The organism is Aeromicrobium camelliae, assembly GCF_003850045.1.
Taxonomy (GTDB): Bacteria; Actinomycetota; Actinomycetes; order Propionibacteriales; family Nocardioidaceae; genus Aeromicrobium; species Aeromicrobium camelliae.
The window spans coordinates 1-22069 of the sequence record NZ_RQJX01000010.1; the positions used below are offsets into that span (position 1 = coordinate 1).

Here is a 22069-nt window from a genome sequence, read left to right on the forward strand (position 1 = left end):
CTCCCGGGACTCAATCACCATGCGCACCGCGCGCTCACGCAACTCGGTCGGGTACTTGCTGGGTCGTGCCATGAGAGTGATCATTCCAATGAATCAGCTCTCCGGACACGCCGGGACGGTTCATCGACCACGCGATCCCCATCGAGCACGACGGGCAGTGGGCGTGGGACGTCGGCGGAACGATCCTGACCGAGTGACGTGCGTGGCGTGCGATACTGACGCCGCACCGCGAGAGAGGACGTCATGGACCGTAACGCCCAGCAGGTCAGGCAGATCCGGGTCTTCGTCGTGTTCCAGCTCGTCGTAGCGACGGTGTTCTCCACATTGATCGCGCTGATGCTGGGCGGCACCGACGCCGATCTTCCGCCGTGGTGGATCCTCGCCGGCCTCTACGTCGTTCTCGCGGCGGCGATCCTCAATGTGGAGCGTTCGTGGATCCGCATCCCGCCCCTCGACCCTGAACAGACGGGTGCGGAAGCGGTCGCCGGCTCCCTCGCGGCGTACCAACGGCACATGGCGCGCGCCTTCCTCCTCATCGAGATCCCCTTGCTGCTGTCGGCCCTGTACGCCTTCGTGAGCGACCACGGCGGTTGGCCGGTCATCCTGGTCGCGCTTCCCACTGTCGTCGCGCTGGCATTCGAGACGTGGCCCAGTGTGCGCAACGTCGCTCGGGTCGCCACGGCGTTGGAGGCAGACGGCGCTTCGTCGGGGCTGCTGGAGGCCTTCGAGTCCTGAGCGGATGCGGGGTCGCCATGTGACAGACTCGGCCCCATGACCGTCCCGTCCACGCCGGCATCACGAGCCGCCACGCTCCGTCTGATCATCATGGCGATGACTTCAGCGCCGTTGTTCATTCTCGTCGTGGTCGTCTTCGTCCTCGGTGGATTCTCCGACGCCACGTTGCCGCCGCTGTGGATGATCGTGGGCTTGCTGCTGCTCGTTGCCGGCGCGTTCGGCGTCGCCCGCGCCATGGAGTCACAGCTGACGCCGATCCCCCTCGGCACGCACCGCGAGCAGGCGATGTCCCAAGCGTTTCAGACGTTCCAGGCGAACCTGTTCGTCCGCGTCGCCATCCTCGAGGCGCCACTGCTCATCGGCATCGCCATGAGCTTCGTGGTCGACCACGGCGCCTGGCCCGCACTGATCGCCGGCGTTCCCACTCTCATCGCCATGGTCGCGTCGCTCTGGCCGACGCCGTCGACCATCTCGCGAGTGGAGCAGCGTCTGGATCGTGCGGGCGGTCGCTCGTACTTCTCGGAGGGCTGGTGACGGCCGACGTCAGCGTCCGTCTCGCCTGGGCGGACGATGCGCCCGCCATCGCTGCGCTGCAACTAGCCGTCTGGCGCGAGAGCTACACGGACGTTCTCGGTACCCAGCTGGACGAGCTCGCTCCGTCCGACCTGACCGAGCGCTGGGCCGCGACCGTCAACGCGCCGCGCGACGCGCGACAACGGGTGCTCGTGGCACTCGAGCGCGCCACGCTCCGCGGATTCGCCATCGTGCACCCGTGCTTCGACGACGATGCCGACCAGATCCAGGACGGCGAGATCGGCGAGTTCGTGGTGGCGCTCGAGCATCGCGGCCACGGCCACGGGTCGCGGCTCCTCCAGGCCTGCGCGGACACGCTACGGGCTGACCGCTTCACCCGCGCCGTGTGGTGGCTGCGGTCCACCGACGACGCGACGCGCACCTTCGCCACCACCGCCGGCTGGGCACCCGACGGCGCCCACCGCGAACTCGCCGCTCCCACCGGCGCCACCGTCAAACAGGTTCGTCTCCACACGAGGCTGGTGTGAGCACGTCAGCATCCGATCGCGCGATCATCACCGATTCGCTCGGCGTCGGACTCGCTACCGGTGCCTACGGCATCTCCTTCGGTGCCCTCGGCACTGCGGCCGGATTGAGCGTGTGGCAGACCTGCGTGATGTCGTTGCTGATGTTCACGGGCGCCTCCCAGTTCGCCTTCGTCGGCGTTGTCGCGTCCGGCGGCTCCCCCATCACCGGCGCCGTGACTTCGGTCCTCCTCGGCGGCCGCAATCTGTTCTACGGGGTGAGCCTGGCGCGGCTCCTCGACGTCCACGGGTGGCGCAGGCCGGTCACCGCGCAGTTCGTCATCGACGAGTCCACCGCGATGGCGGTGACCCGCGATTCCTCGCATCAGGCGCGGGTCGCCTTCTATTGGACCGGCATCTCGATCTTCGTGCTGTGGAACCTGTTCACATTCGTCGGCGCGCTCGCCGGAACGGCGATCGGCGATCCGCGCGACTTCGGTCTTGACGCGGCCGTCGGTGCGGCGTTCCTGGCGCTGCTCTGGCCACGGTTGGACTCCGCGCTGACCCGCGTCGTCGCCATCGCGGGCGCGGCCGTGGCTCTCGGCCTCGTTCCCCTGACGCCCGCCGGCATCCCGATCATCGTCGGCGGGGCCGTCGCGGTACTGGTCGGGCTGCTCCTCCAACGGCGGAGTGAGGGCGCATGACGACGCTTTGGATCGGCATCCTGCTCACCGCGGCCGGTTGCTATGCCCTCAAGCTCGCCGGCCTGTCGGTGCCCGACCGCGTCCTCGACCATCCCTTGACCGTCCGCATCGCGACGCTGATTCCGGTCGCGCTGCTGGGCGCGCTCATCGCCGTGCAGGTGCTCGCCGATGGTTCCGCACTCGTCCTCGACGCGCGGCTCGCCGCACTCGGCGTCGCCGCCGTCCTCCTATGGTGGCGGATGCCCTTCCTCGTCGTGGTCGGGGTCGCGGCCGGCAGTGCCGCCCTGGTGCGGCTCTGGTTCTGACGACCTCGTCTCGCTGACTCAGTCGAGACCGAGTACGGCGTCCAGACCCACGGTGACTCCCGGACGGTCAGCCACCGCGCGCAGGGCGGCGAGCACGCCAGGCATGAAGCTCTCACGCGTCGACGAGTCGTGCCGAATCGAGAAGATCTCGCCCGGGTCGCCGAACAGGACTTCCTGGGAGGCAGTGAAACCCCGAGCCCGCACAGCATGGACAGGGATGCCCGCGATCTTCGCGCCACGCGCACCCTCGGGGTCGGTCGTCGTCGCGTCCGGAAGCTCAGGTGAACCGGCCTCGGCACGCGCGTCGGCGATCATCTCCGCAGTGCGCACAGCGGTACCGGAGGGCGCGTCGACCTTGTCCGGGTGGTGCATCTCGATGACCTCGACCGACTCGAAGAACGGCGCGGCGACTGCCGCGAACCGCATCATCAGCACCGCGCCGATCGAGAAGTTCGGGACGATGAGGACACCCACGCCCGGGGCGTCGGCCAGGAACTCGCGGACCTGAGCGACCTTGGCGTCGTCGAATCCGGACGTTCCCACCACGACGTGCACACCGTGCTCGACACACCAGCGGACGTGATCCAGGGCGACGTCCGGCGTGGTGAACACGAGCGCGACCTCGGCGCCGTTCTCGGCGATCAGATCAAGGGAATCATCGGCGTCGATCTGCGCCACGACCTCCAGCCCGTCGGCCGCCTCGATCGCTCCCACCGACGTGGAACCCATCCGTCCTCGTGCACCCAGCACCGCCACTCGCGTCATGGGTTCGATGCTAGGGCGCACCCCGGCGCCCACCCGCGACGGGGTACAACGACGACGGCGCCCCGAGGAGAACTCCTCGGGGCGCCGTTCGGTTCAGGCGTCGGCTCAGGCCTCGGCCGGCTCCTCGGCCTTATCCTCGTCGTTCTTGCCTTCCACGACGGGGATGAGCGAGAGCTTGCCGCGGTCGCCGACCTCGGCGATCTCGACCTGGACCTTCTGGCCGACCTTGACGATGTCCTCGACGTTGTTGACCCGCTGGCCACCGTTGAGCTCACGCAGCTTGCTGATGTGCAGCAGGCCGTCCTTGCCCGGCAGCAGCGAGACGAACGCGCCGAAGTCGACCGTCTTGACGACCGTGCCGAGGTAGCGCTCGCCGACCTCGGGCATCGTCGGGTTGGCGATCGCGTTGATGGCGCTCTTGGCCGCCTCGGCCGCGTCACCGCCCTCGGCGCCGATGTAGACGGTGCCGTCGTCGTCGATCGAGATCTTCGCGCCGGTGTCGTCCTGGATCTGGTTGATCATCTTGCCCTTGGGGCCGATGACCTCACCGATCTTGTCGACCGGGATCGTCACGGTGATGATCCGCGGGGCGTGCGGGCTCATCTCGTCGGGCTCGCTGATGGCCTCGGCCATGACGTCGAGGATCGTCAGACGCGCATCGCGCGCCTGGGTCAGCGCGCCCGCCAGCACGTCGGCCGGGATGCCGTCGAGCTTGGTGTCGAGCTGCAGCGCCGTGACGAACTCGCGGGTGCCGGCGACCTTGAAGTCCATGTCGCCGTACGCGTCCTCGGCACCGAGAATGTCGGTCAGCGTGACGTACTGGGTCTCGCCGTCGACCTCACCGGAGATGAGGCCCATCGCGATGCCGGCGACCGGAGCGCGCAGCGGCACACCGGCGTTGAGCAGACCCAGCGTCGAGGCGCAGACCGAGCCCATCGACGTGGAGCCGTTGGAGCCGAGCGCCTCGGACACCTGACGGATCGCGTAGGGGAACTCCTCGCGCGTCGGCAGCACCGGAACGAGCGCGCGGCCCGCGAGTGCGCCATGACCGATCTCGCGGCGCTTGGGCGAGCCCACGCGGCCGGTCTCACCGGTCGAGAACGGCGGGAAGTTGTAGTTGTGCATGTACCGACGCGTGGTCTCGGGGCTCAGCGTGTCGAGCTTCTGCTCGAGATCGAGCATGTTGAGCGTCGTGACACCGAGGATCTGCGTCTCGCCGCGCTGGAAGAGGGCAGAGCCGTGAACCCGCGGGATGACGCCGACCTCGGCGCTCAGCTCGCGGATATCGGCCAGACCGCGGCCGTCGATACGGACCTTGTCGCGGAGCACCCGCTCGCGCACGAGCGACTTGGTCAGCGCACGCAGAGCGGCGCCGAGCTCCTTCTCGCGGCCTTCGAAGCGCTCGCCGAGCTGCTCGATGACCGAGGCCTTGATCTCGCTCTCGCGCTCCTCGCGGGCCGCCTTGCTGACGATCGTCAGCGCGCCCTTGAGGTCCTCGGTGGCGACCTCGGCGACCGCGTCGTAGGCGTCGTCCTCGTAGTCGAGGAAGACCGGGAACTCCTGGACCTCCTTGGCCGCGGCCGCCGCAAGCTCGGCCTGCGCCTCGCACAGCTGGCGGATGAACGGCTTGGCCGCCTCCATGCCGCCGGCGACGATCTCCTCGGTAGGCGCCTGAACGCCGCTCTGGACCAGATCCCAGGTCGCCTCGGTGGACTCGGCCTCGACCATCATGATCGCCACGTCGTCACCGGCGATGCGGCCGGCGATGACCATGTCGAAGACGGCGTTCTCGAGCTGGCTGTGACTCGGGAACGCGACCCACTGGCCGTCGATGAGGGCGACGCGCGTGGCGCCGATCGGCCCACTGAACGGCAGACCGGAGATCTGCGTCGACGCCGAGGCGGCGTTGATCGCGAGCACGTCGTAGGGGGTGTCGGGGTTGAGCGCCATGACCGTGATGACGACCTGGACCTCGTTGCGCAGACCCTTCTTGAAGGTCGGGCGCAGCGGGCGGTCGATCAACCGGCAGGTGAGGATCGCGTCCTCACTGGGGCGCCCCTCGCGACGGAAGAACGAGCCGGGGATGCGTCCGGCGGCGTACATGCGCTCTTCGACGTCGACCGTGAGCGGGAAGAAGTCGAAGTGCTCCTTGGGCTGCTTGCTGGCGGTCGTGGTGCTCAGCAGCATCGTGTCGTCGTCGAGGAACGCGGAGACGGCGCCCCCGGCCTGACGGGCCAGCAGGCCCGTCTCGAAGCGCACGGTGCGGGTACCGAAGGAGCCGTTGTCGATGACGGTCTCCACGGCGTGGACGGTGGGTTCGGACATGAAGTGTCCCTTCCGCAGGCCAAGACCTGCTGTCAGGACGAGGCGGCCAGACAAGGGGCCGAATGACCGATCGCCGGTCTTCGATCGAGGCTCGCGGATCCCATGATCCGAAAGCCACTACCGAGGACCGAGCGTGACGGGCCGACCTCGTCGGTGGTGTTCAGTTGTGCGAGAGCGGCCGCCCCGACAGGGACGGCCGCTCAGGCATGATCAACGGCGCAGGCCGAGGCGATCGATCAGCGAGCGGTAGCGCTCGATGTCGTTCTTCTGCAGGTAGTTGAGCAGGCGACGACGCTGACCGACCAGCAGCAGCAGTCCGCGACGGCTGTGGTGGTCGTGCTTGTGGGTCTTCAGGTGCTCGGTGAGCTGGCTGATACGCGCCGTGAGCAGTGCGATCTGGACCTCAGGGGATCCGGTGTCGCCGTCCTTGAGGGCGTACTGCTTGATGATCTCGTCCTTGGACAGGTCTGCGACGGTGGGCGCAGCGGTCTTCTTCGACACGCGTCTCCTCGGGTTCTTCTCGTTGCACGGCGCGCCCGGGCCGGTTCACCGGGGCACTACGATCCGTGGCCGATCTGACGGCGTCTCAAGACTACCAGGCTCAGGCCCAATGCCCTGCATCGAGCGCTCGCCGGGTCGCGGCGACGTCGTCGTCCATCTGGGCGATCAGCGCGTCGACGGAGCCGAACGCCACCATGCCGCGCAGCCGTTCGGCGAACTCCACCCGCACGTGCTCGCCGTACAGGTCGAGGTCGTCGCGGTCGAGGACGTAGGACTCCACCCGGCGGCCGCTGACCCCTTCGAACGTCGGGTTCGTGCCGACCGACACCGCGGCCGGCAGCCGCGTGCCGTCGGCCCGGACGAGGTGGGCGGCGTACACGCCGTCCGGCGGGACGGCGTACGCCTCGTCGACCGGCACGTTGGCCGTCGGGTAACCGAGTTCGCGGCCGCGCCGATCCCCCTGCACCACCGTGCCGGAGACCTCGTGGGGACGGCCCAGCACGCGCGCGGCACCAGGCAGATCGCCGGCGGCGACGGCGTTGCGGGCACGCGTGGAGGAGAACGTCTCCTCGTCGCCGACGAGCGACCACCCGTCGACGCTGAACCCGTCGCGCTCCCCCGCGTCTCGCAACGTGTCCACGGACCCGGCGGCCCGCTTGCCGAAACGGAAGTTCTCGCCGACGATCAAGTGCCGGCAGCCGAGCTGCTCGACGACGACCCGCTGGATGAACTCCTCGGGTGTCCACGCCGACATCTCGGCGGAGAACGCGAGGACACGCACGGCGTCGGCGCCGTGCGCCTGTAGGAGTTCCACCCGACGCTCGATCGTGGTCAGCCGCTTGGGTGCCTTGTCCGGCGCCAGGACCGCGACCGGGTGCGGGTCGAACGTGATCGCCACGGCCGTCGCTCCCAGCTCGTCGGCCTTCTCGCGGACGGCCGACAGCACGGCCTGGTGACCGCGATGGACCCCGTCGAAGACGCCGATCGTCACCACGCTCGGTCCTTCGAGCCGCTCCGTCGGTGCTCCGTCGACTGCCTTCCAGATCGCCACGGTGACACTGTGCCACAGTGCGGGAGCCGGGTCAGAGCAAGGGCTTGAGCGGTTTGAGGACCCATTCGTACAGCCGTGCGACGACGGGCCGTCCCTGCCAGGACTCCGCGGTCAGAAGCTCCGCGCTCTCGACGTCGTCGGCGAACACGTCGCGCATGCCCTTGGCGAACTCGTCGTCGATGATCTCGAGATTGATCTCGTAGTTGCCGGTGAGGCTCAGGCGGTCGATGTTCGCGGTGCCGACGGTGCTCCACTCGCCGTCGATCGTCGCGGTCTTCGCGTGCACCATGTGGTCGGTGTAGCGCCAGATCTCGACCCCGGCGTCGAGCAGTCGGTTGAAGAATCCGCGGGCGAGGAAGTCGGCGACGACATGGTTGGACACCCGCGGCAGCAGGATGCGGACCTGCACCCCGCGGCGGCTGGCGTCGATGAGCGCCTCGAGGATGTCGGCGTCGGGAATGAAGTAGGCGGTCGTGAGCTCGATCGTGTGCTGGGCCCGATCGATCGCCTCGAGGTACATGCCCCGGATGGGGAAGATCAGCTGCTTCGGGATGTTGCGGTGCGCCCGGATGGTCGGCTCCCACGTCGGCCGGATCGCCTGCTCGATGCCCTCGTGCGGACGGTGCACGTTCCAGAAGTCGATGAACGCGTTCTCCAGGTCCCATACCGCCGTACCGCTGAGGGCCAGGTGCGTGTCCCGCCATTCGTCCTCGTACAGCTGGCCGACGTTGTAGCCGCCCACGAAGCCGATCTTGTCGTCCACCACCAGGATCTTGCGATGGTCACGGCCGTAGTTCCGCGGATTCCAGAACCGCAGGCCCGAGGCGAGCACCGGGTACCGCAGCACCCGCACCGAGGGCGGGAACCGGTAGAACGACGGCCGGACCACGAGGTTGGCGAAGCCGTCATAGATGACGTAGACCTCGACACCGCGGGCGGCGGCGTCGATGAGCGCGCGCTTGAACCGGCGGCCCATCGCGTCGCCCTTGACGATGTAGGACTCGAAGAGCACCCGGTGCTCGGCCTGCGCGATCGCCGCCAGCATGTCCTCGTACAGCGGAGCGCCGTTGACGTAGACGTTGGCCTCGTTGCTGTCGCCGACGGCGAAGCTGCGGGGCTCGACCCGCGGAAGCGGTTCGATGCCCTTGCCGCGCAGCATCTTGCGCACACGCGTCGTCGCCATCAACGAGGCGATCGCCGCGGTCTGCACCATGAAGAACCCGAGGAGGAAGCGGCGGAGGAGCTGACGCGCGGAGAGCTTCGACCAGGGCATGGCTGTCAGCCTATCTGTCGTCAGACGAAGACAGCGACGGGGCGAGCCGCGGACCCGCGCTGCTCGTAGAGCGCCAGGAACCGGCCGGAGGGATCGAGCATCGCCACGGTCCCCGCCGTCGGCAGCGTCGTGTCAGGCAGGACCCGGCCGTGGCTGACGAGCCGAGCTTGGGCGTCATCGAGCCGGTGGACGGGGAACGAACGGGCGGCGACGCCGTCGATGTCGACGACATCGAGCCGGCGCTCCAAGTCCTCCAGGGTGTGGGCCTCGGCGAGAGTGAACCCGCCGACCCGGGTGCGCCGAAGCATCGTGAGATGCCCGCCGACGCCGAGCGCACTTCCCAGATCGCGAGCCAACGCGCGCACGTACGTGCCACTGGAGCACACCACGCGGACGTCCACATCGACGGTCCGCTCCCCCGGCCGTACGTCGGTGGCGTCGAACACGCCGACGTGGACGGGACGGGCGGGGAGTTCGACGTCTTCCCCGGCACGGACGCGGGCGTAAGACCGCTGCCCGTTGATCTTGATCGCGGACACCTTGGACGGCACCTGCTCGATGTCCCCGGTCAGGGGCCGCATGGCCTGCACGATCTGTTCGCGCCTGAGACCGGACGCGTCGTTGGAAGCAGTCACCTCACCTTCGGCGTCGTCGGTGACGGTCGACTCCCCGAGCCGGATCGTCGCGAGGTACTCCTTGTCGGCGAGTTGAAGGTGGCCGAGCAGCCGGGTCGCCCGGCCGATGCCCAGGAGCAGGACTCCTGTGGCCATCGGATCGAGTGTTCCGGCGTGCCCCACCTTGCGCGTCTGCGCGAGCCGACGCATGCGACCGACGACGTCGTGCGACGTCCATCCGGCCGGCTTGTCGACGACGACGATGCCTGCCGTGGTCGTCACTCGGCCTCGTCGTCCTCGTCGTCGCGCTTCTTGTACGGATCGGGCTCACCGGCGTACGCGGCACCGGCCGCGCGCGCCGCGACCTCGGCGTCGGCCTGCTTGGCGCGCGCGATGAGGTCTTCGATCTCGCGCGCCTGCTCAGGCACGGCGTCGAGGAAGAACTCGATCGTCGGCGTGTGACGAAGGCCGAGTTGCTTGCCGACCTCCGACCGGATCAGTCCGGTCGCGCTGGACAGCGCGGCGGCCGTGCCCTCGCGCGAGGACTCGTCGCCCATCACGGTGTAGAACACGGACGCGTGCTGCCCGTCGCCGGTCAGACGCACATCGGTGATGGTGATGAATCCGATGCGCGGATCCTTGATCCGTCGTTCGAGCAGTCCCGCGACGATCGTCTGGATGCGGTCGGCGATCTTGGCGTTGCGTGGACTGGGCATGTTTCCCTCTTCTCACTCTGCCCGTGAGTGTGACGTTGAGGCGGGCCGCGTCAGCGGTGGTCCGCCTCAACGTCACACTCAGCGGGCGACGGCCTCAGTCGCGCGGCTTCTCCCGCATCTCGAAGGCCTCGATGATGTCGCCGATCTTGATGTCACCGAAGTTCCGGACGACGGCACCGCACTCGAAGCCCTCGCGGACCTCGCTGACGTCGTCCTTCTCCCGGCGGAGGCTGGCCAGGTCGAGGTTGTCGGCCACCACGGTGCCGTCGCGCAGGATGCGGACCTTGGCGTTGCGGCGGATGACGCCACTCGTGACCATGCAGCCGGCGATGTTGCCGATCTTGCTGGAGCGGAAGATCTCTCGGATCTCCGCCTGGCCGAGCTGGTGCTCCTCGAACTCCGGCTTGAGCATGCCCTTGAGGGACGCCTCGATCTCCTCGATCGCCTGGTAGATGACCGAGTAGTACTTGATCTGGACACCCTCGCGGTCGGCGAGCTCGGTGGCCTTGCCCTGAGCGCGGACGTTGTACCCGACGATGACGGCGTTGGACGCCGCGGCCAGGTTGACGTTCGCCTCGGTGATCGCGCCGACACCGCGGTCGATGACCCGCAGGTCGACCTCGTCGCCGACGTCGATCTGGCTGAGCGAGTCCTCGAGCGCCTCGACCGAACCGGAACTGTCACCCTTGAGGATGAGCAGCAGCTCGGTGGTCTCGCCCTGCTCGACCTCGCGCATGAGGTCCTCGAGCGTGCGGCGGCCACTGCGCTTGGCAAGAGCCGCGTTGCGCTCGCGAGCCTCGCGCTTCTCGGCGATCTGCCGGGCGATGCGATCGTCGTCGACGACCATGAAGTTGTCACCGGCGCCCGGCACCGCGGTCAGACCCAGCACGAGCGCGGGGCGCGACGGCGGAGCCTCCTCGATGTTGTTGCCGAACTCGTCGAGCAGCGCACGGACGCGACCGAAGGCCGAACCGGCGACGAGCGTGTCGCCGACGCGCAGCGTGCCGCGCTGGACGATGACCGTGGCGACAGCACCGCGGCCGCGGTCCAGGTGCGCCTCGATCGCGAGGCCCTCCGCGTTCTGATCCGGGTTTGCTCGCAGGTCCAGCTCCGCATCCGCCGTGAGGACGATCGACTCCAGCAGCGAGTCCAGACCCGTGCCCGCCTTGGCGGAGACGTCGACGAACATCGTGTCGCCGCCGTACTCCTCGGGGACGAGGCCGTACTCGGTGAGCTGGCCGCGCGCCTTGGACGGATCGGCGTCCGGCTTGTCCACCTTGTTGACCGCGACGACGACCGGCACTCCGGCGGCCTGGGCGTGGTTCAACGCCTCGACCGTCTGCGGCATGACACCGTCGTCGGCGGCGACCACCAGCACGGCGATGTCGGTGGCTTGCGCACCACGGGCACGCATGGCGGTGAACGCCTCGTGACCGGGGGTGTCGATGAAGGTGATGGCGCGTTCCTGGCCGTCGACCTCGGTCGTGACCTGGTAGGCACCGATCGACTGCGTGATGCCACCGGCCTCCTTGGCGACCACGTTGGCGTTGCGGAGCGCATCGAGCAGCTTCGTCTTGCCGTGGTCGACGTGACCCATGACCGTGACGACCGGCGGACGGGGAGCCATGTCCTCGTCGGCACCTTCGTCCTCGCCGAAGCCCAGCGCGAAGGACTCGAGCAGCTCGCGGTCCTCGTCCTCGGGCGAGACGACCTGAACGTCGTAGTTCAGCTCCTCACCGAGGATCTGCAGGGTCTCGTCGTTGACGGACTGGGTCGCCGTGACCATCTCGCCCAGGTGGAACAGCACCTGCACGAGCGACGCGGCGTCGACACCGATCTTCTCGGCGAAGTCGGTCAGCGACGCGCCACGTGCGAGACGAACGGTTTCGCCGTTGCCCTTGCGGACGCGGACCCCGCCGATCGCCGGCGCCTGCATCTGGTCGAATTCCTGGCGCTTCGCGCGCTTGCTCTTGCGACCACGACGCGGCGGACCACCGGCGCGACCGAACGCGCCCTGCGTGCCACCACGACCACCGGGACGCGGGCCGCGGCCCGGAGGACCTCCGAAGCCACCGGGACGCGGGGCTCCGGCGCCGCCGCCCCCGGGACGGCCACCGGCACCCGGACGGCCACCGCCGCCGGGACGACCACCGGGGCGACCGCCCTGACGAGCCTCGGGCCCGCCCACCGACGAGCGCTTCGGCATCATCGCGGGGTTGGGGCGCGGCATGCCCGGACGCGGGCCGCCGCTGGCGCCTGCGCCACCACCCTCACGGGCGGCCGGCGGACGCGGCGGACGGTCCTGCTGCATGCCCTGCTTGGACGAGAACGGGTTGTTGCCCGGACGAGCAGCGCCCGACCGCGGTCCAGGCCGGGGGCCACCCTGCGGCTTGGGAGCAGAACGGGGTCCCGGCTTGGGGGCGCCGGCGGCGGGGCCGGGCTTGGGACCGGGTGCGGGGGTCGGCTTGGGGCCCGGCTTCGGGGTGGCCGAACGCTGGGGAGCCGGTGCCGGCGTCGGCGCCTCGGCTGCGGGCTGCGCAGCAGGGGCGGGCGTCGGCTTGGGTGCCGCGGGAGCGGCGGGCTTGGCCTCGGCGGCAGGAGCCGACGGGGCAGCGGGGGCAGGCGCGGGAGTCGCAGCCTGCTCGGGCTTGGGAGCCGCCTTCTTGGCGCTCTTCTTGCCCGCGCCCATCTCGCGGAGCTTGTCGCCGTGCTCCTCGTTCAGGCGGCGGACGACCGGCGCCTCCACAGTGGAGGACGCCGATTTCACGTACTCGCCCATCTCCTTGAGGGTGGACAGCACGACTTTGCTGGGAACTCCGAACTCACGTGCGAGTTCGTGGACTCTGACAGCCACTCTTCTCCTTCAGGGGGTCCAACCCTGAAGGGGCTGGACCGCTAGTCGACGTACAGGCTCATTGCGAAGTACTCATCGAGTGCTCATGAGCGTGTGCTCCGTTTTCGGTCGGGAGGAAGCCCGGTCGGGCCCCCTCGGGGTCAGGTGCTCTGGTCCTGGTTCTGGGCGAACAGTGCGCCGAGCGCATCGGTCGTGAGACGCCCTTCGACTCGAAGGGCTCGACCGAACGCACGGCGACGGATCGCCAGGTCCAGACACTCGGGCGACGGGTGCAGATACGCACCCCGCCCCGGCAGCGTGCCCCGCGCATCGGGAAGAACGGACCACTCCGTTCCCTCCCGGCGAGCGACGACGCGCACCAGAGTGGACTTGTCCGCGCGCTGCCGGCAGCCGACGCACGTGCGGATCACCATCGACAAGTCTAGCCGTTCGCCGAAACGTTCGGCGCAGCGGCTGCACCAGGCGTTTCGGTGTCCGAGCGGATGTCGATGCGCCATCCTGTCAATTTGGCGGCAAGCCGGGCATTCTGCCCCTCGCGGCCGATCGCCAGCGAGAGCTGGAAGTCCGGGACCACGACGCGCGCGGCCTTCGCCGTGCGATCGAGGATCGTCACGCTCGTGACCCGCGACGGCGACAACGCATGGGCGATGAACTCCGCCGGGTCCTCGCTGTAGTCGACGATGTCGATCTTCTCGCCGTGCAACTCGCTCATCACGTTGCGGACGCGCTGCCCCATCGGGCCGATGCAGGCCCCCTTGGCGTTGACGCCCGGCGCGGTGGCGCGCACTGCGATCTTCGTCCGGTGGCCGGCCTCGCGGGCGATGGCCGCGATCTCGACCGACCCGTCGGCGATCTCCGGCGCCTCGAGCGCGAACAGCAGCTTGACGAGGTTGGGGTGCGTCCGCGAGACCTTGACCCGAGGGCCGCGCGGTGTGCGGTCGACCTCGTAGACGTAGGCCTTGATGCGCTCGCCGTGCGAGTACCGCTCCTCGGGGACGCGCTCGGTCGCCGGAAGGATCGCCTCGATGGAACCGAGGTGCACCATGACGTCACCGGGACGCTGTCCCTGCTGGATGACGCCCGACACGATGTCGCCGACGCGTCCGGAGAACTCGCCGTACTTCTGCTCGTCCTCCAGGTCACGAAGACGCTGCATGATGAGCTGGCGGGCGACGGTGGCCGCGAACCGGCCGAAGTCCTCGGGAGTGTCGTCGAATTCGTCGCTGAACCGCGCCTGCGGCGCGTCCCCGTCCTCGCTGGGGGCGTCGGCGAGCCGTTCCTTGGCCCAGACCGTGACGTGTCCGGTCGTGCGGTCGAGTTCGACGCGCGCGTGGTGATGGGCACCGGCGGTCTTGTGATACGCCGAGAGCAGAGCGGTCTCGATCGCGTCGACCACGACGTCGACGGAGATGCCCTTCTCGCGCTCGAGGAGGCGCAGCGCGCTCATATCGATGTCCATCAGACGTCCTTCCTGTTGAGCTCGATCTGGATCACGGCGCGTTCGATGTCGGCGTAGGAGTATCGCGTCGGCACACCCTTGGCGAGCAGATCGACGCCGTCGTCGTCGCTGTCGCCGATACGGCCGACCAGGGTGCGCCCGTCGGTCAGTCGTGCCTCGACGAGGCGGCCGGCGTTGCGCCGCCAGTGGCGCGGCGCGGTGAGCGGGCGGTCGACGCCGCGCGAGGTGACCTCGAGGGTGTAGGGCGCGCTGCCGAGCAGGTCGGTCGCGTCGAGTTCGGCGGAGACGGCTCGGGTGACGTCGGCGATCGTGCCGATGTCGACGCCCTCGTCGCCGTCGACGGCGATGCGAAGGCGCCGGTTCGGGCCCTGCCCCGAGAGTTCGACCGCCTCCAGATCGAGGCCGAGGGCACTCACCACGGGGCCCACGAGATCGGCGATACGGTCATTCATACGGTGTGCCCCTATTCAGTTCGGTCGGCGCGGCGTCTCACGTGCGTGGAACCATCGTAGCGAGCGTTACGCTGCGGTGGTGACCAGCCGACGTGCCCTCCTCGCCGGTGCCGTCGCCGTGGGCGGAATCGTCGCCCTGGGCGCCACGGACGCCCTCGACGACGTCGTCCGCGCCGTCGGCGTCAAGCCCCGACCTCGTCCCCGCGCTTCCGACGTCAGCCTCGTCAAGGCCGTGCTCGAGGACCAGCAGCGGCTGCTGGGTATCGCCCTCGGCACGGACGGCGCCGATGACGCCGTCGCGCTCCTGAGCGACCAGGTCGCTCAGCTCGGAGGCACTCCCACGACCGAACCCGCTCGGGGAGATCTGCGCGCCGAGCTGCGGGCCGCTGCCGCGCACCGGGCGGCTGACGCGTCCGGCGCGGTGGCGCCCGACGTCGCCATGACGCTCGCCTCGATGTCGGCCGGACTCACGCAGCTGGCGGCGCGACCGGTGGGAGGAGGGGCGTGAACGAGGCGCAAGCCCAGGCCTGGAGTGACTGGCTGGCTCTCGAGCTCGAGGCCGTCTGGCTCTATCCCGTGATCGGCGCACGGCACGACGCGCTGCGACGCTCCGCTGCGGAGGCGTTCGACGCGCATGTGGAACGTCGTGACGAATTGGTCGCCGTGTTCAGCGATGCGAACGCCGAACCACCCGGACCGCAGGTGAGTTACGACGTCGGCGCGCTCAGCACGCCCGAGGAAGCTTCGCAGGCCGCTCGCTCGGTCGAGGCGCGCATCTGCGCCGCGATCGTGCGGCTCGTCGGCCTGGTCGAGGGCGACCTCCGCTCCGCGGCTGTCGACGCGCTGCGCGACACGGCACGGCGGGCCCTGGGTTGGGGCGCCGAGCCCGAGCCGTTCCCCGGCCTGGACTGACGCCCCTCCTCAGTGCCCCGCGGTCAGAGTGCCGACGACCTCGCCGATGGCGACGTCGTGCCGCTCCCCGGTCGCCCTGTCCTTGACCTCGACGAAACCGTCGGCCAGCCCCTTGCCCACGACCACGATCGTCGGGATGCCGATGAGTTCAGCGTCCTTGAACTTGACCCCCGGCGAGACCTTGGGCCGGTCGTCGTAGAGCACCTCGAGTCCGGCACTCTCGAACTGAGCCACGAGCTCCTCGGCGGCGCTGAACTGCGCCGGGTCCTTGCCGGCCACGACGAGGTGGACGTCGAACGGCGCGACCTCGCGCGGCCAGATGATGCCGCGCTCGTCGTAAGAGTTCTCGATGATCGCCGCGACCGCCCGCGACACGCCGAAGCCGTACGACCCCATGGTGACGGTGACGAGCTTGCCGTTCTCATCGAGCACCTTGAGGCCGAGCGCCTCGGCGTACTTGCGTCCGAGCTGGAACACGTGGCCCATCTCGATGCCCCGGGCGAGTTCGAGCGGACCGCTGCCGTCGGGCGCCGGGTCGCCGGGCTTGACCTCGGCCGCCTCGATCGTGCCGTCGGCCGTGAAGTCGCGGCCGTAGACGAGGTCGATGACGTGGGAACCGGAGACGTTGGCGCCGGTGACCCAGCGGGTTCCCTCCACCACGCGCGGGTCGACGAGGTAGCGGATGCCGGTCTCGCTCTTCTCCCCCAGCACGCCCGGTCCGATGTAGCCCTTGACCAGCGCCGGGTGCGCAGCGAACTCCGCCTCACCGAAGGGCTCGACCTCCGCGGGCGCCACCTGGGTCTCCAGTCGCTTGGTGTCGACCTCGCGGTCGCCGGGCAGGCCGATCGCGAGCGGCTCACTCGTGCCGTCGGGGTAGCGCAGTGTGACGAGCACGTTCTTGAGGGTGTCCGCGGCCGTCCAGGGCCGGTCCTCGCGCGCGAACGCCTCGTTGAGGTGATCGACGAGCGTCTCGATCGTCGGCGTGTCGGGGGTGATCTCGGCGTGAGCGGGCGGCACGTCGTCGTACGGCTGCGGCTCAGGCACGACCGTGGTGACGGCCTCGACGTTGGCGGCGTACCCTCCGGGCGAGCGCACGAAGGTGTCCTCGCCCGTCTCTGCCACGACGAGGAACTCCTCGCTCGCGGACCCGCCCATCGCACCGGAGTCGGCGTGGACGACCGCGTAGTCGAACCCGAGCCGGTCGAAGATGCGGATGTAGGCGGCGCGATGCGCCTGGTAGGAACGTTCGAGCCCTTCGTCATCGATGTCGAAGGAGTACGAGTCCTTCATGACGAACTCGCGGCCGCGCAGGATGCCCGCGCGCGGACGCGCCTCGTCGCGGTACTTCGTCTGGATCTGATACAGGCTCAGCGGCAGATCCTTGTAGGACGAGAACATGTCCTTGACCACGAGGGCGAACATCTCCTCGTGCGTCGGGCCGAGGAGCATGTCATTGCCACGGCGGTCCTGGAGCCGGAACAGGTTCGGCCCGTACTCGGTCCAGCGGTTGCTCGCCTCGTACGGCTCGCGCGGCAGGAGCGCCGGGAAGCGCACCTCCTGAGCGCCGATCGCGTCCATCTCCTCGCGCACGATGTGCTCGATGCGGGCCAGGACGCGCAGACCCAGCGGGAGCCAGGAGTAGATGCCGGGAGCGACGCGGCGGACGTACCCGGCGCGGACGAGCAGCTTGTGGCTCGGCACCTCGGCGTCGGCGGGATCGTCGCGGAGGGTGCGCAGGAAGAGCCGTGACATTCGCATGCCACGAGGGTAGCGAGGCCCCGCCCGCCGATGCGCGCGGCAGCCCCCTCACATGAGGATCGTCGCGAAGGTGTCCACCTGGCGGAACCCGACGGTCTCGTACAGACGACGCGCCGGAACGTTGAAGTCGTTGACGTACAGCGTGACCGTCGGGGCGAAGGCGCGCCGGACGAGGAACACCACGGCCGCCAGCGCGGGAGCCGAGATCCCCCTCCCCCGGTATCGAGGGTCGACCCACACGCCCTGGAGCTGGCAGGCCGCGGCGGTGCTGGCACCGACCTCGGTCTTGAAGACCACCTCGCCGTTCTCGATGATCGCGTAGGAGCACCCCTCGGACACCAACTGCGTCACCCGCGCCCGGTAGCCGCCCCGATCGCCCACCGTCGGGTCGATGCCGACCTCCTCGGTGAACATCGCCACGCTCGCCGGGTACAGCGCGTCGACCTCGTCCAGTGCCACCGGGCGCACGCGATCGTCGGGCGGGACGGGACTGTCGTTGTCCATCATCAGGAACGGCTGGTCGAGTCGCTCGGATCGGGCCGGCCCCCAGTGCGGGCGCAACCGCTCCCACAGCGGCCCGACGACGTGCGCCGGTCCGACGATCGAGCGGGACTGCGAGTCGCGGCGCGCGAGCCGGTGCGCGAAGGCGTCGATCGCCGCAGGCGTCGCCTCGACGGGCACCACGTTGGCGCCGACATGACAGGCGGACGTCAACGTCCCGCCTTCGAAGTAGCCCCAGATCTGTGCGCCCAGCCAGCGCTGGTCCATGCGAGTGGCGTCGACGCGGTGGCGGACGAAGAGGTTCGTGAGCGGGTCACGGTCGAGCAACGCGACCAGCTCGGGCAAGTCGTGTCGTGACAGCGAGCGCACGTAGGTAGCCGCGGCGGCCACGTCGGTCATGGCTGGGAGCCTAACTCAGCAGGACCGGCGCCGCTCATGGCGTTCAGCTCACGGTGACGGAGGCGGAGCCGCCCTCGACGGGCTCCATGCCCTCGGCGATGCGCATGGCCTCTTCGATGAGGGTCTCGACGATCTTGCTCTCGGGCACGGTCTTGATGACCTCGCCCTTGACGAAGATCTGGCCCTTGCCGTTGCCGGACGCGACACCGAGGTCGGCCTCGCGCGCTTCGCCCGGGCCGTTGACGACGCACCCCATGACCGCGACGCGCAACGGGACCTCGAGGCCGTCCAGCCCCGCGGTGACCTCGTCGGCGAGCTTGTAGACGTCGACCTGGGCACGTCCGCAGGAGGGGCAGGACACGATCTCGAGCCGGCGCGGGCGCAGGTTGAGCGACTCGAGGATCTGCAGGCCGACCTTGACCTCCTCGACCGGCGGGGCCGAGAGCGAGACGCGGATGGTGTCGCCGATGCCCTTGCTCAGCAGCGCACCGAAGGCGGTGGCGCTCTTGATGGTGCCCTGGAACGCCGGGCCGGCCTCCGTCACCCCGAGGTGCAGCGGCCAATCGCCCCGCTCGGCCAGCATCTCGTAGGCCTTGACCATGACCACCGGGTCGTTGTGCTTGACCGAGATCTTGAAGTCGTGGAAGTCGTGCTCCTCGAACAGCGAGGCCTCCCACACCGCGGACTCGACGAGCGCCTCCGGCGTGGCCTTGCCGTACTTCTCCAGCAGGCGCTTGTCCAGCGAGCCCGCGTTGACACCGATGCGCAGCGAGACGCCGGCGTCGGCGGCAGCCTTGGCGATGGCGCCGACCTGGTCGTCGAACTTGCGGATGTTGCCGGGGTTGACCCGCACGGCCGCGCAGCCGGCGTCGATCGCGGCGAACACGTACTTGGGCTGGAAGTGGATGTCGGCGATCACCGGAATCTGCGACTTGCGCGCGATCGCGGGAAGCGCGTCGGCATCGTCCTGGCTGGGGCACGCGACGCGGACGATGTCGCAGCCGGCGGCGGTGAGCTCGGCGATCTGCTGCAACGTGGCGTTGACGTCCGCGGTCAGGGTGGTGGTCATCGACTGCACCGAGATCGGGGCGTCGCCGCCGACCTCGACCGAACCCACCCGGATCTTCCGGGAGGGACGACGGGGCGCGAGAACCGGCGCCGGGGCCTCGGGCATGCCGAGCGAAATGGGCTGTGCGCTCATGAGAGACTCACCGGATTCACGATGTCCGCGAAGATCAAGACCACACCCATCAGCATAAGCACCGAGCCAACCGCGTAAGCGATCGGCAACATCTTGGCGACGTCGACATAGCCCGGATCCGGGCGCCCGCGCAGCCGGGCCCATCCGCGCCGCAGCGCCTCCCACAGCGCGCCGGCGATGTGTCCCCCGTCGAGCGGCAGCAACGGGATCAGGTTGAACAGCCAAAGGAACAGGTTGAGCCCGGCCAGCAACGTGATGATGCGCTGCGTGCCCTCGGCGAGCGTGGGCTGATCCACGGTCACCAGCTCGCCCGCCACCCGGCTGGCGCCCACGATGCTGATCGGGCTGTCCTGCTCGCGCTCGGCACCGAACACGGCCTTGACGACCTCGACCATGCGCGCGGGGAGATGGACGATCGCCTCGGCGGTCTGACCGATCATGCGGCCCATCTCCTCCACGACGAAGAGTGGACCTTGTCGTTCGATCACGCTGGTGGGCGTCACGCCGAGGAAGCCCACGTTCTCGACGCGTTCGGGGTCGTCCAGCGCGGCGCGGGCGAGCACCGACGTGGTGACGTCCACCGTCTGCTCGCTGCCGTCGCGCTCGAAGCTGATCGTCGCCGTCTCGTCGCCGTTGGCCCGGATCAGGCGGGTGAGCTGATCCCAGGAGGTGATCGGTTCGCCGTCGAACGACGTGATGACGTCTCCGGCCTGCAGGCCCGCCTGCTTCGCCGGAGTCGGCGGGTCGGCGTCGGTGCAGGCGCGTCCGGCCTCGGCGTCGGTGATCGCACAGTCGGCCACCTGCCCCACCGTGGTCGTGGGCGTCGCGACTCCGAAGCCCATGAACGAGATCGAGAAGAGCACGGTCGCGATGATGAGGTTCACCGTCGGACCGCCTGCCATGACGATGACCTTCTGCCACCAGGGCTTGCGGTAGAACAGCCGGTCGGTGTCAGCCGTGGTGACGGTCTCGTACTCCAGCTGCCGGGCGTCGCTCGCGAGCTGGGTGAACAGGCCCGTGTTGGAAGTCCGTGCGTGCGAGGGGTCGTCGTCGCGTTCGGGCGGCAGCATCCCGACGAGCTTCACGAATCCGCCCAGGGGCACGAGTTTGAGCCCGTACTCGGTCTCCCCGCGCCGGAACGACCACACGGTGCGGCCGAATCCGACGAAGAACTGGGTGACCTTGACACCGAACTTCTTGGCGGGCCACATGTGCCCCATCTCATGGAGGGCGATCGACAGCGCCACACCGAGCAGGAACACCACCACGCCCAGGGCGTAGATCACAGCGGTCATCGTCGTCGCTCCACCAGCTCGGCCGCTCGGACGCGCGCCGCGGCGTCGGCCGCGAGGACACGTTCGAGCGAGAGGTCGTCGAGGGCGGAGTCCGGGTCGGACAGGTGCTCCTCGAGCACTTCGCCCACCGTGTCAACGATGCCGAGGAAGTCCAAGTGCCCGCCCACGAAGGCGTCCACGCAGACCTCGTTGGCCGCGTTGAAGACCGCGGGCGCCGTGCGACCGAACTCGCCGGCCTGCCGGGCGAGGCGTACCGCGGGGAACGCGTCGTCGTCGAGCGGAAAGAAGTCCCATGAGACCGGTCGGGCCCAGTCGCAGGCGGGCACGGCGCCGGGGACCCGTTCGGGCCACGCCAGGCCCAGCGCGATCGGCAGTCGCATGTCCGGCGGCGAGGCCTGGACCATCGTGGAACCGTCCACGAACTCCACCATCGAGTGCACGACCGACGAGGGGTGCACGACCACGTCGATGCGATCGAAGCCGATGTCGAAGAGCAGGTGGGCCTCGATGACCTCGAGCCCCTTGTTGACGAGCGTCGCCGAGTTGATGGTGATGACCGGTCCCATGTCCCACGTCGGGTGCGCCATCGCCTGCTCGGGCGTGACGTCGGCGAGCTCTGCGCGCGTCTTGCCGCGGAACGGCCCGCCGCTCGCGGTCACCAGCAGGCGCCGGACGTCCTCGACCCGCTCTCCGCGGAGCGCTTGCGCGAGGGCCGAATGCTCGGAGTCCACCGGAACGATCTGGCCCGGCTTGGCGAGGTCCTTGACCAGCGGCCCGCCGACGATCAGCGACTCCTTGTTCGCCAGCGCCAAGGTGCGCCCCGCTTCGAGCGCGGCGAGCGTGGGCAGCAGCCCGACGGCGCCGGTCATGCCGTTGAGAACGACGTCGCAGTCCACGCGGGCGACCTCCGTGGCGGCGTCGGGCCCGGCGAGCAGCCGTGGGAGCCGCAGGTCCCCCGCGGACCAGCCGCGCTGCTGCGCTTCGGCGTAGAGGGCGAGCTGCACGTCCTCCAGTGCGCTCGCCTTGGCGACAGCCACCAACGGGACATCGAATTCCAGCGCCTGGCGTGCCAGGAGCCGCGGATCACTACCGCCGGCCGCGAGCGCGACCACCTCGAACCGCTCCGCAGCGACCCGGATCACGTCCAGTGCCTGGGTACCGATGGAGCCCGTGGATCCGAGAATGGCGACACGCGTTCGACGCATGCCGCCA

At 69.4% G+C, this 22069-nt stretch carries 23 protein-coding genes; 7 read left to right on the forward strand and 16 right to left on the reverse strand.

The annotated features are described in order from the left end of the window. The first annotated feature begins 243 nt into the window (after positions 1-243). Genes EHW97_RS08475 through EHW97_RS08490 form a run of 5 tightly spaced genes read left to right on the forward strand, consistent with a single transcriptional unit; the run spans position 244 to position 2781 of the window. Positions 244-735, forward strand: coding sequence for a hypothetical protein (locus EHW97_RS08475; RefSeq protein WP_124236739.1), 492 nt, complete (start codon positions 244-246; stop codon positions 733-735). 36 nt (positions 736-771) lie between these two features. Next, positions 772-1269: a hypothetical protein gene (locus EHW97_RS15305; protein WP_166367449.1), complete on the forward strand. Its 498-nt coding sequence runs from the start codon at positions 772-774 to the stop codon at positions 1267-1269. Then, a complete protein-coding gene (locus EHW97_RS08480) occupies positions 1266-1796 on the forward strand; it encodes a GNAT family N-acetyltransferase (protein ID WP_243696359.1) in 531 nt (176 codons plus the stop codon). The genes EHW97_RS15305 and EHW97_RS08480 overlap by 4 nt, the downstream gene beginning before the upstream one ends. Next, the gene (locus EHW97_RS08485) at positions 1793-2476 is read left to right on the forward strand and encodes an AzlC family ABC transporter permease (protein WP_124236740.1); all 684 of its coding nucleotides are present in this window, start codon (positions 1793-1795) and stop codon (positions 2474-2476) included. The genes EHW97_RS08480 and EHW97_RS08485 overlap by 4 nt, the downstream gene beginning before the upstream one ends. Further along, positions 2473-2781 (forward strand): AzlD domain-containing protein, encoded by a 309-nt coding sequence (locus EHW97_RS08490; RefSeq protein ID WP_124236741.1) that lies wholly within the window; start codon positions 2473-2475, stop codon positions 2779-2781. Before EHW97_RS08485 ends, EHW97_RS08490 begins: the two co-directional genes overlap by 4 nt. Before the next feature lie 18 nt (positions 2782-2799). On the opposite strand, the gene dapB is transcribed toward EHW97_RS08490, so the two are convergent. The 11 genes from dapB to rimP form a co-directional block, all read right to left on the reverse strand. Beyond that, positions 2800-3546 (reverse strand): 4-hydroxy-tetrahydrodipicolinate reductase, encoded by a 747-nt coding sequence (dapB, locus tag EHW97_RS08495; protein ID WP_208001964.1) that lies wholly within the window; start codon positions 3544-3546, stop codon positions 2800-2802. Between the two features lie 105 nt (positions 3547-3651). Then, positions 3652-5871 carry a polyribonucleotide nucleotidyltransferase gene (locus EHW97_RS08500; protein ID WP_124236742.1) on the reverse strand — a complete coding sequence of 740 codons (2220 nt, stop codon included), beginning with the start codon at positions 5869-5871 and terminating at the stop codon, positions 3652-3654. 210 nt (positions 5872-6081) lie between these two features. Continuing rightward, a complete protein-coding gene (gene rpsO, locus EHW97_RS08505; RefSeq protein WP_124236839.1) occupies positions 6082-6336 on the reverse strand; it encodes a 30S ribosomal protein S15 in 255 nt (84 codons plus the stop codon). A 136-nt stretch (positions 6337-6472) separates the two neighbouring features. Next, positions 6473-7423 (reverse strand): bifunctional riboflavin kinase/FAD synthetase, encoded by a 951-nt coding sequence (locus EHW97_RS08510; RefSeq protein ID WP_124236743.1) that lies wholly within the window; start codon positions 7421-7423, stop codon positions 6473-6475. A gap of 31 nt (positions 7424-7454) precedes the next feature. Continuing rightward, on the reverse strand, positions 7455-8696 hold the full coding sequence (locus EHW97_RS08515) for a phospholipase D-like domain-containing protein (RefSeq protein ID WP_124236744.1): 1242 nt from the start codon (positions 8694-8696) through the stop codon (positions 7455-7457). Between the two features lie 20 nt (positions 8697-8716). After that, the gene (truB, locus tag EHW97_RS08520; RefSeq protein ID WP_124236745.1) at positions 8717-9592 is read right to left on the reverse strand and encodes a tRNA pseudouridine(55) synthase TruB; all 876 of its coding nucleotides are present in this window, start codon (positions 9590-9592) and stop codon (positions 8717-8719) included. Next, positions 9589-10026 (reverse strand): 30S ribosome-binding factor RbfA, encoded by a 438-nt coding sequence (gene rbfA / locus EHW97_RS08525; protein ID WP_124236746.1) that lies wholly within the window; start codon positions 10024-10026, stop codon positions 9589-9591. Before rbfA ends, truB begins: the two co-directional genes overlap by 4 nt. A gap of 94 nt (positions 10027-10120) precedes the next feature. Next, the gene (gene infB, locus EHW97_RS08530; protein ID WP_124236747.1) at positions 10121-12880 is read right to left on the reverse strand and encodes a translation initiation factor IF-2; all 2760 of its coding nucleotides are present in this window, start codon (positions 12878-12880) and stop codon (positions 10121-10123) included. Positions 12881-13020: 140 nt separating this feature from the next. Further along, a complete protein-coding gene (locus EHW97_RS08535) occupies positions 13021-13293 on the reverse strand; it encodes a YlxR family protein (RefSeq protein WP_124236748.1) in 273 nt (90 codons plus the stop codon). Positions 13294-13301: 8 nt separating this feature from the next. Next, positions 13302-14339 carry a transcription termination factor NusA gene (gene nusA / locus EHW97_RS08540; RefSeq protein ID WP_124236749.1) on the reverse strand — a complete coding sequence of 346 codons (1038 nt, stop codon included), beginning with the start codon at positions 14337-14339 and terminating at the stop codon, positions 13302-13304. Then, positions 14339-14791: a ribosome maturation factor RimP gene (gene rimP, locus EHW97_RS08545; RefSeq protein WP_124236750.1), complete on the reverse strand. Its 453-nt coding sequence runs from the start codon at positions 14789-14791 to the stop codon at positions 14339-14341. The genes nusA and rimP overlap by 1 nt, the downstream gene beginning before the upstream one ends. Before the next feature lie 79 nt (positions 14792-14870). On the opposite strand from rimP, the gene EHW97_RS08550 reads away from it, so the two are divergent. Both EHW97_RS08550 and EHW97_RS08555 read left to right on the forward strand, forming a co-directional pair. Beyond that, positions 14871-15299, forward strand: a complete 429-nt coding sequence (locus EHW97_RS08550) for a hypothetical protein (RefSeq protein ID WP_124236751.1) — start codon at positions 14871-14873, stop codon at positions 15297-15299. Then, entirely contained in the window at positions 15296-15703 is a 408-nt protein-coding gene (locus tag EHW97_RS08555; protein ID WP_124236752.1) for a ferritin-like domain-containing protein, read from the forward strand. The genes EHW97_RS08550 and EHW97_RS08555 overlap by 4 nt, the downstream gene beginning before the upstream one ends. A 9-nt stretch (positions 15704-15712) precedes the next feature. Here EHW97_RS08555 and EHW97_RS08560 read toward each other — a convergent pair whose 3' ends face one another. The 5 genes from EHW97_RS08560 to dxr are packed head-to-tail and all read right to left on the reverse strand — an operon-like array spanning position 15713 to position 22062. Further along, positions 15713-17455, reverse strand: a complete 1743-nt coding sequence (locus EHW97_RS08560) for a proline--tRNA ligase (RefSeq protein ID WP_124236840.1) — start codon at positions 17453-17455, stop codon at positions 15713-15715. A gap of 54 nt (positions 17456-17509) precedes the next feature. Then, positions 17510-18361 carry a GNAT family N-acetyltransferase gene (locus EHW97_RS08565; protein WP_124236753.1) on the reverse strand — a complete coding sequence of 284 codons (852 nt, stop codon included), beginning with the start codon at positions 18359-18361 and terminating at the stop codon, positions 17510-17512. A gap of 43 nt (positions 18362-18404) precedes the next feature. Further along, on the reverse strand, positions 18405-19562 hold the full coding sequence (ispG, locus tag EHW97_RS08570; protein ID WP_124236754.1) for a flavodoxin-dependent (E)-4-hydroxy-3-methylbut-2-enyl-diphosphate synthase: 1158 nt from the start codon (positions 19560-19562) through the stop codon (positions 18405-18407). Then, positions 19559-20857 carry a M50 family metallopeptidase gene (locus EHW97_RS08575; RefSeq protein ID WP_124236755.1) on the reverse strand — a complete coding sequence of 433 codons (1299 nt, stop codon included), beginning with the start codon at positions 20855-20857 and terminating at the stop codon, positions 19559-19561. Before EHW97_RS08575 ends, ispG begins: the two co-directional genes overlap by 4 nt. Continuing rightward, a complete protein-coding gene (gene dxr, locus EHW97_RS08580) occupies positions 20854-22062 on the reverse strand; it encodes a 1-deoxy-D-xylulose-5-phosphate reductoisomerase (protein WP_124236756.1) in 1209 nt (402 codons plus the stop codon). Before dxr ends, EHW97_RS08575 begins: the two co-directional genes overlap by 4 nt. Positions 22063-22069 lie beyond the last annotated feature (7 nt).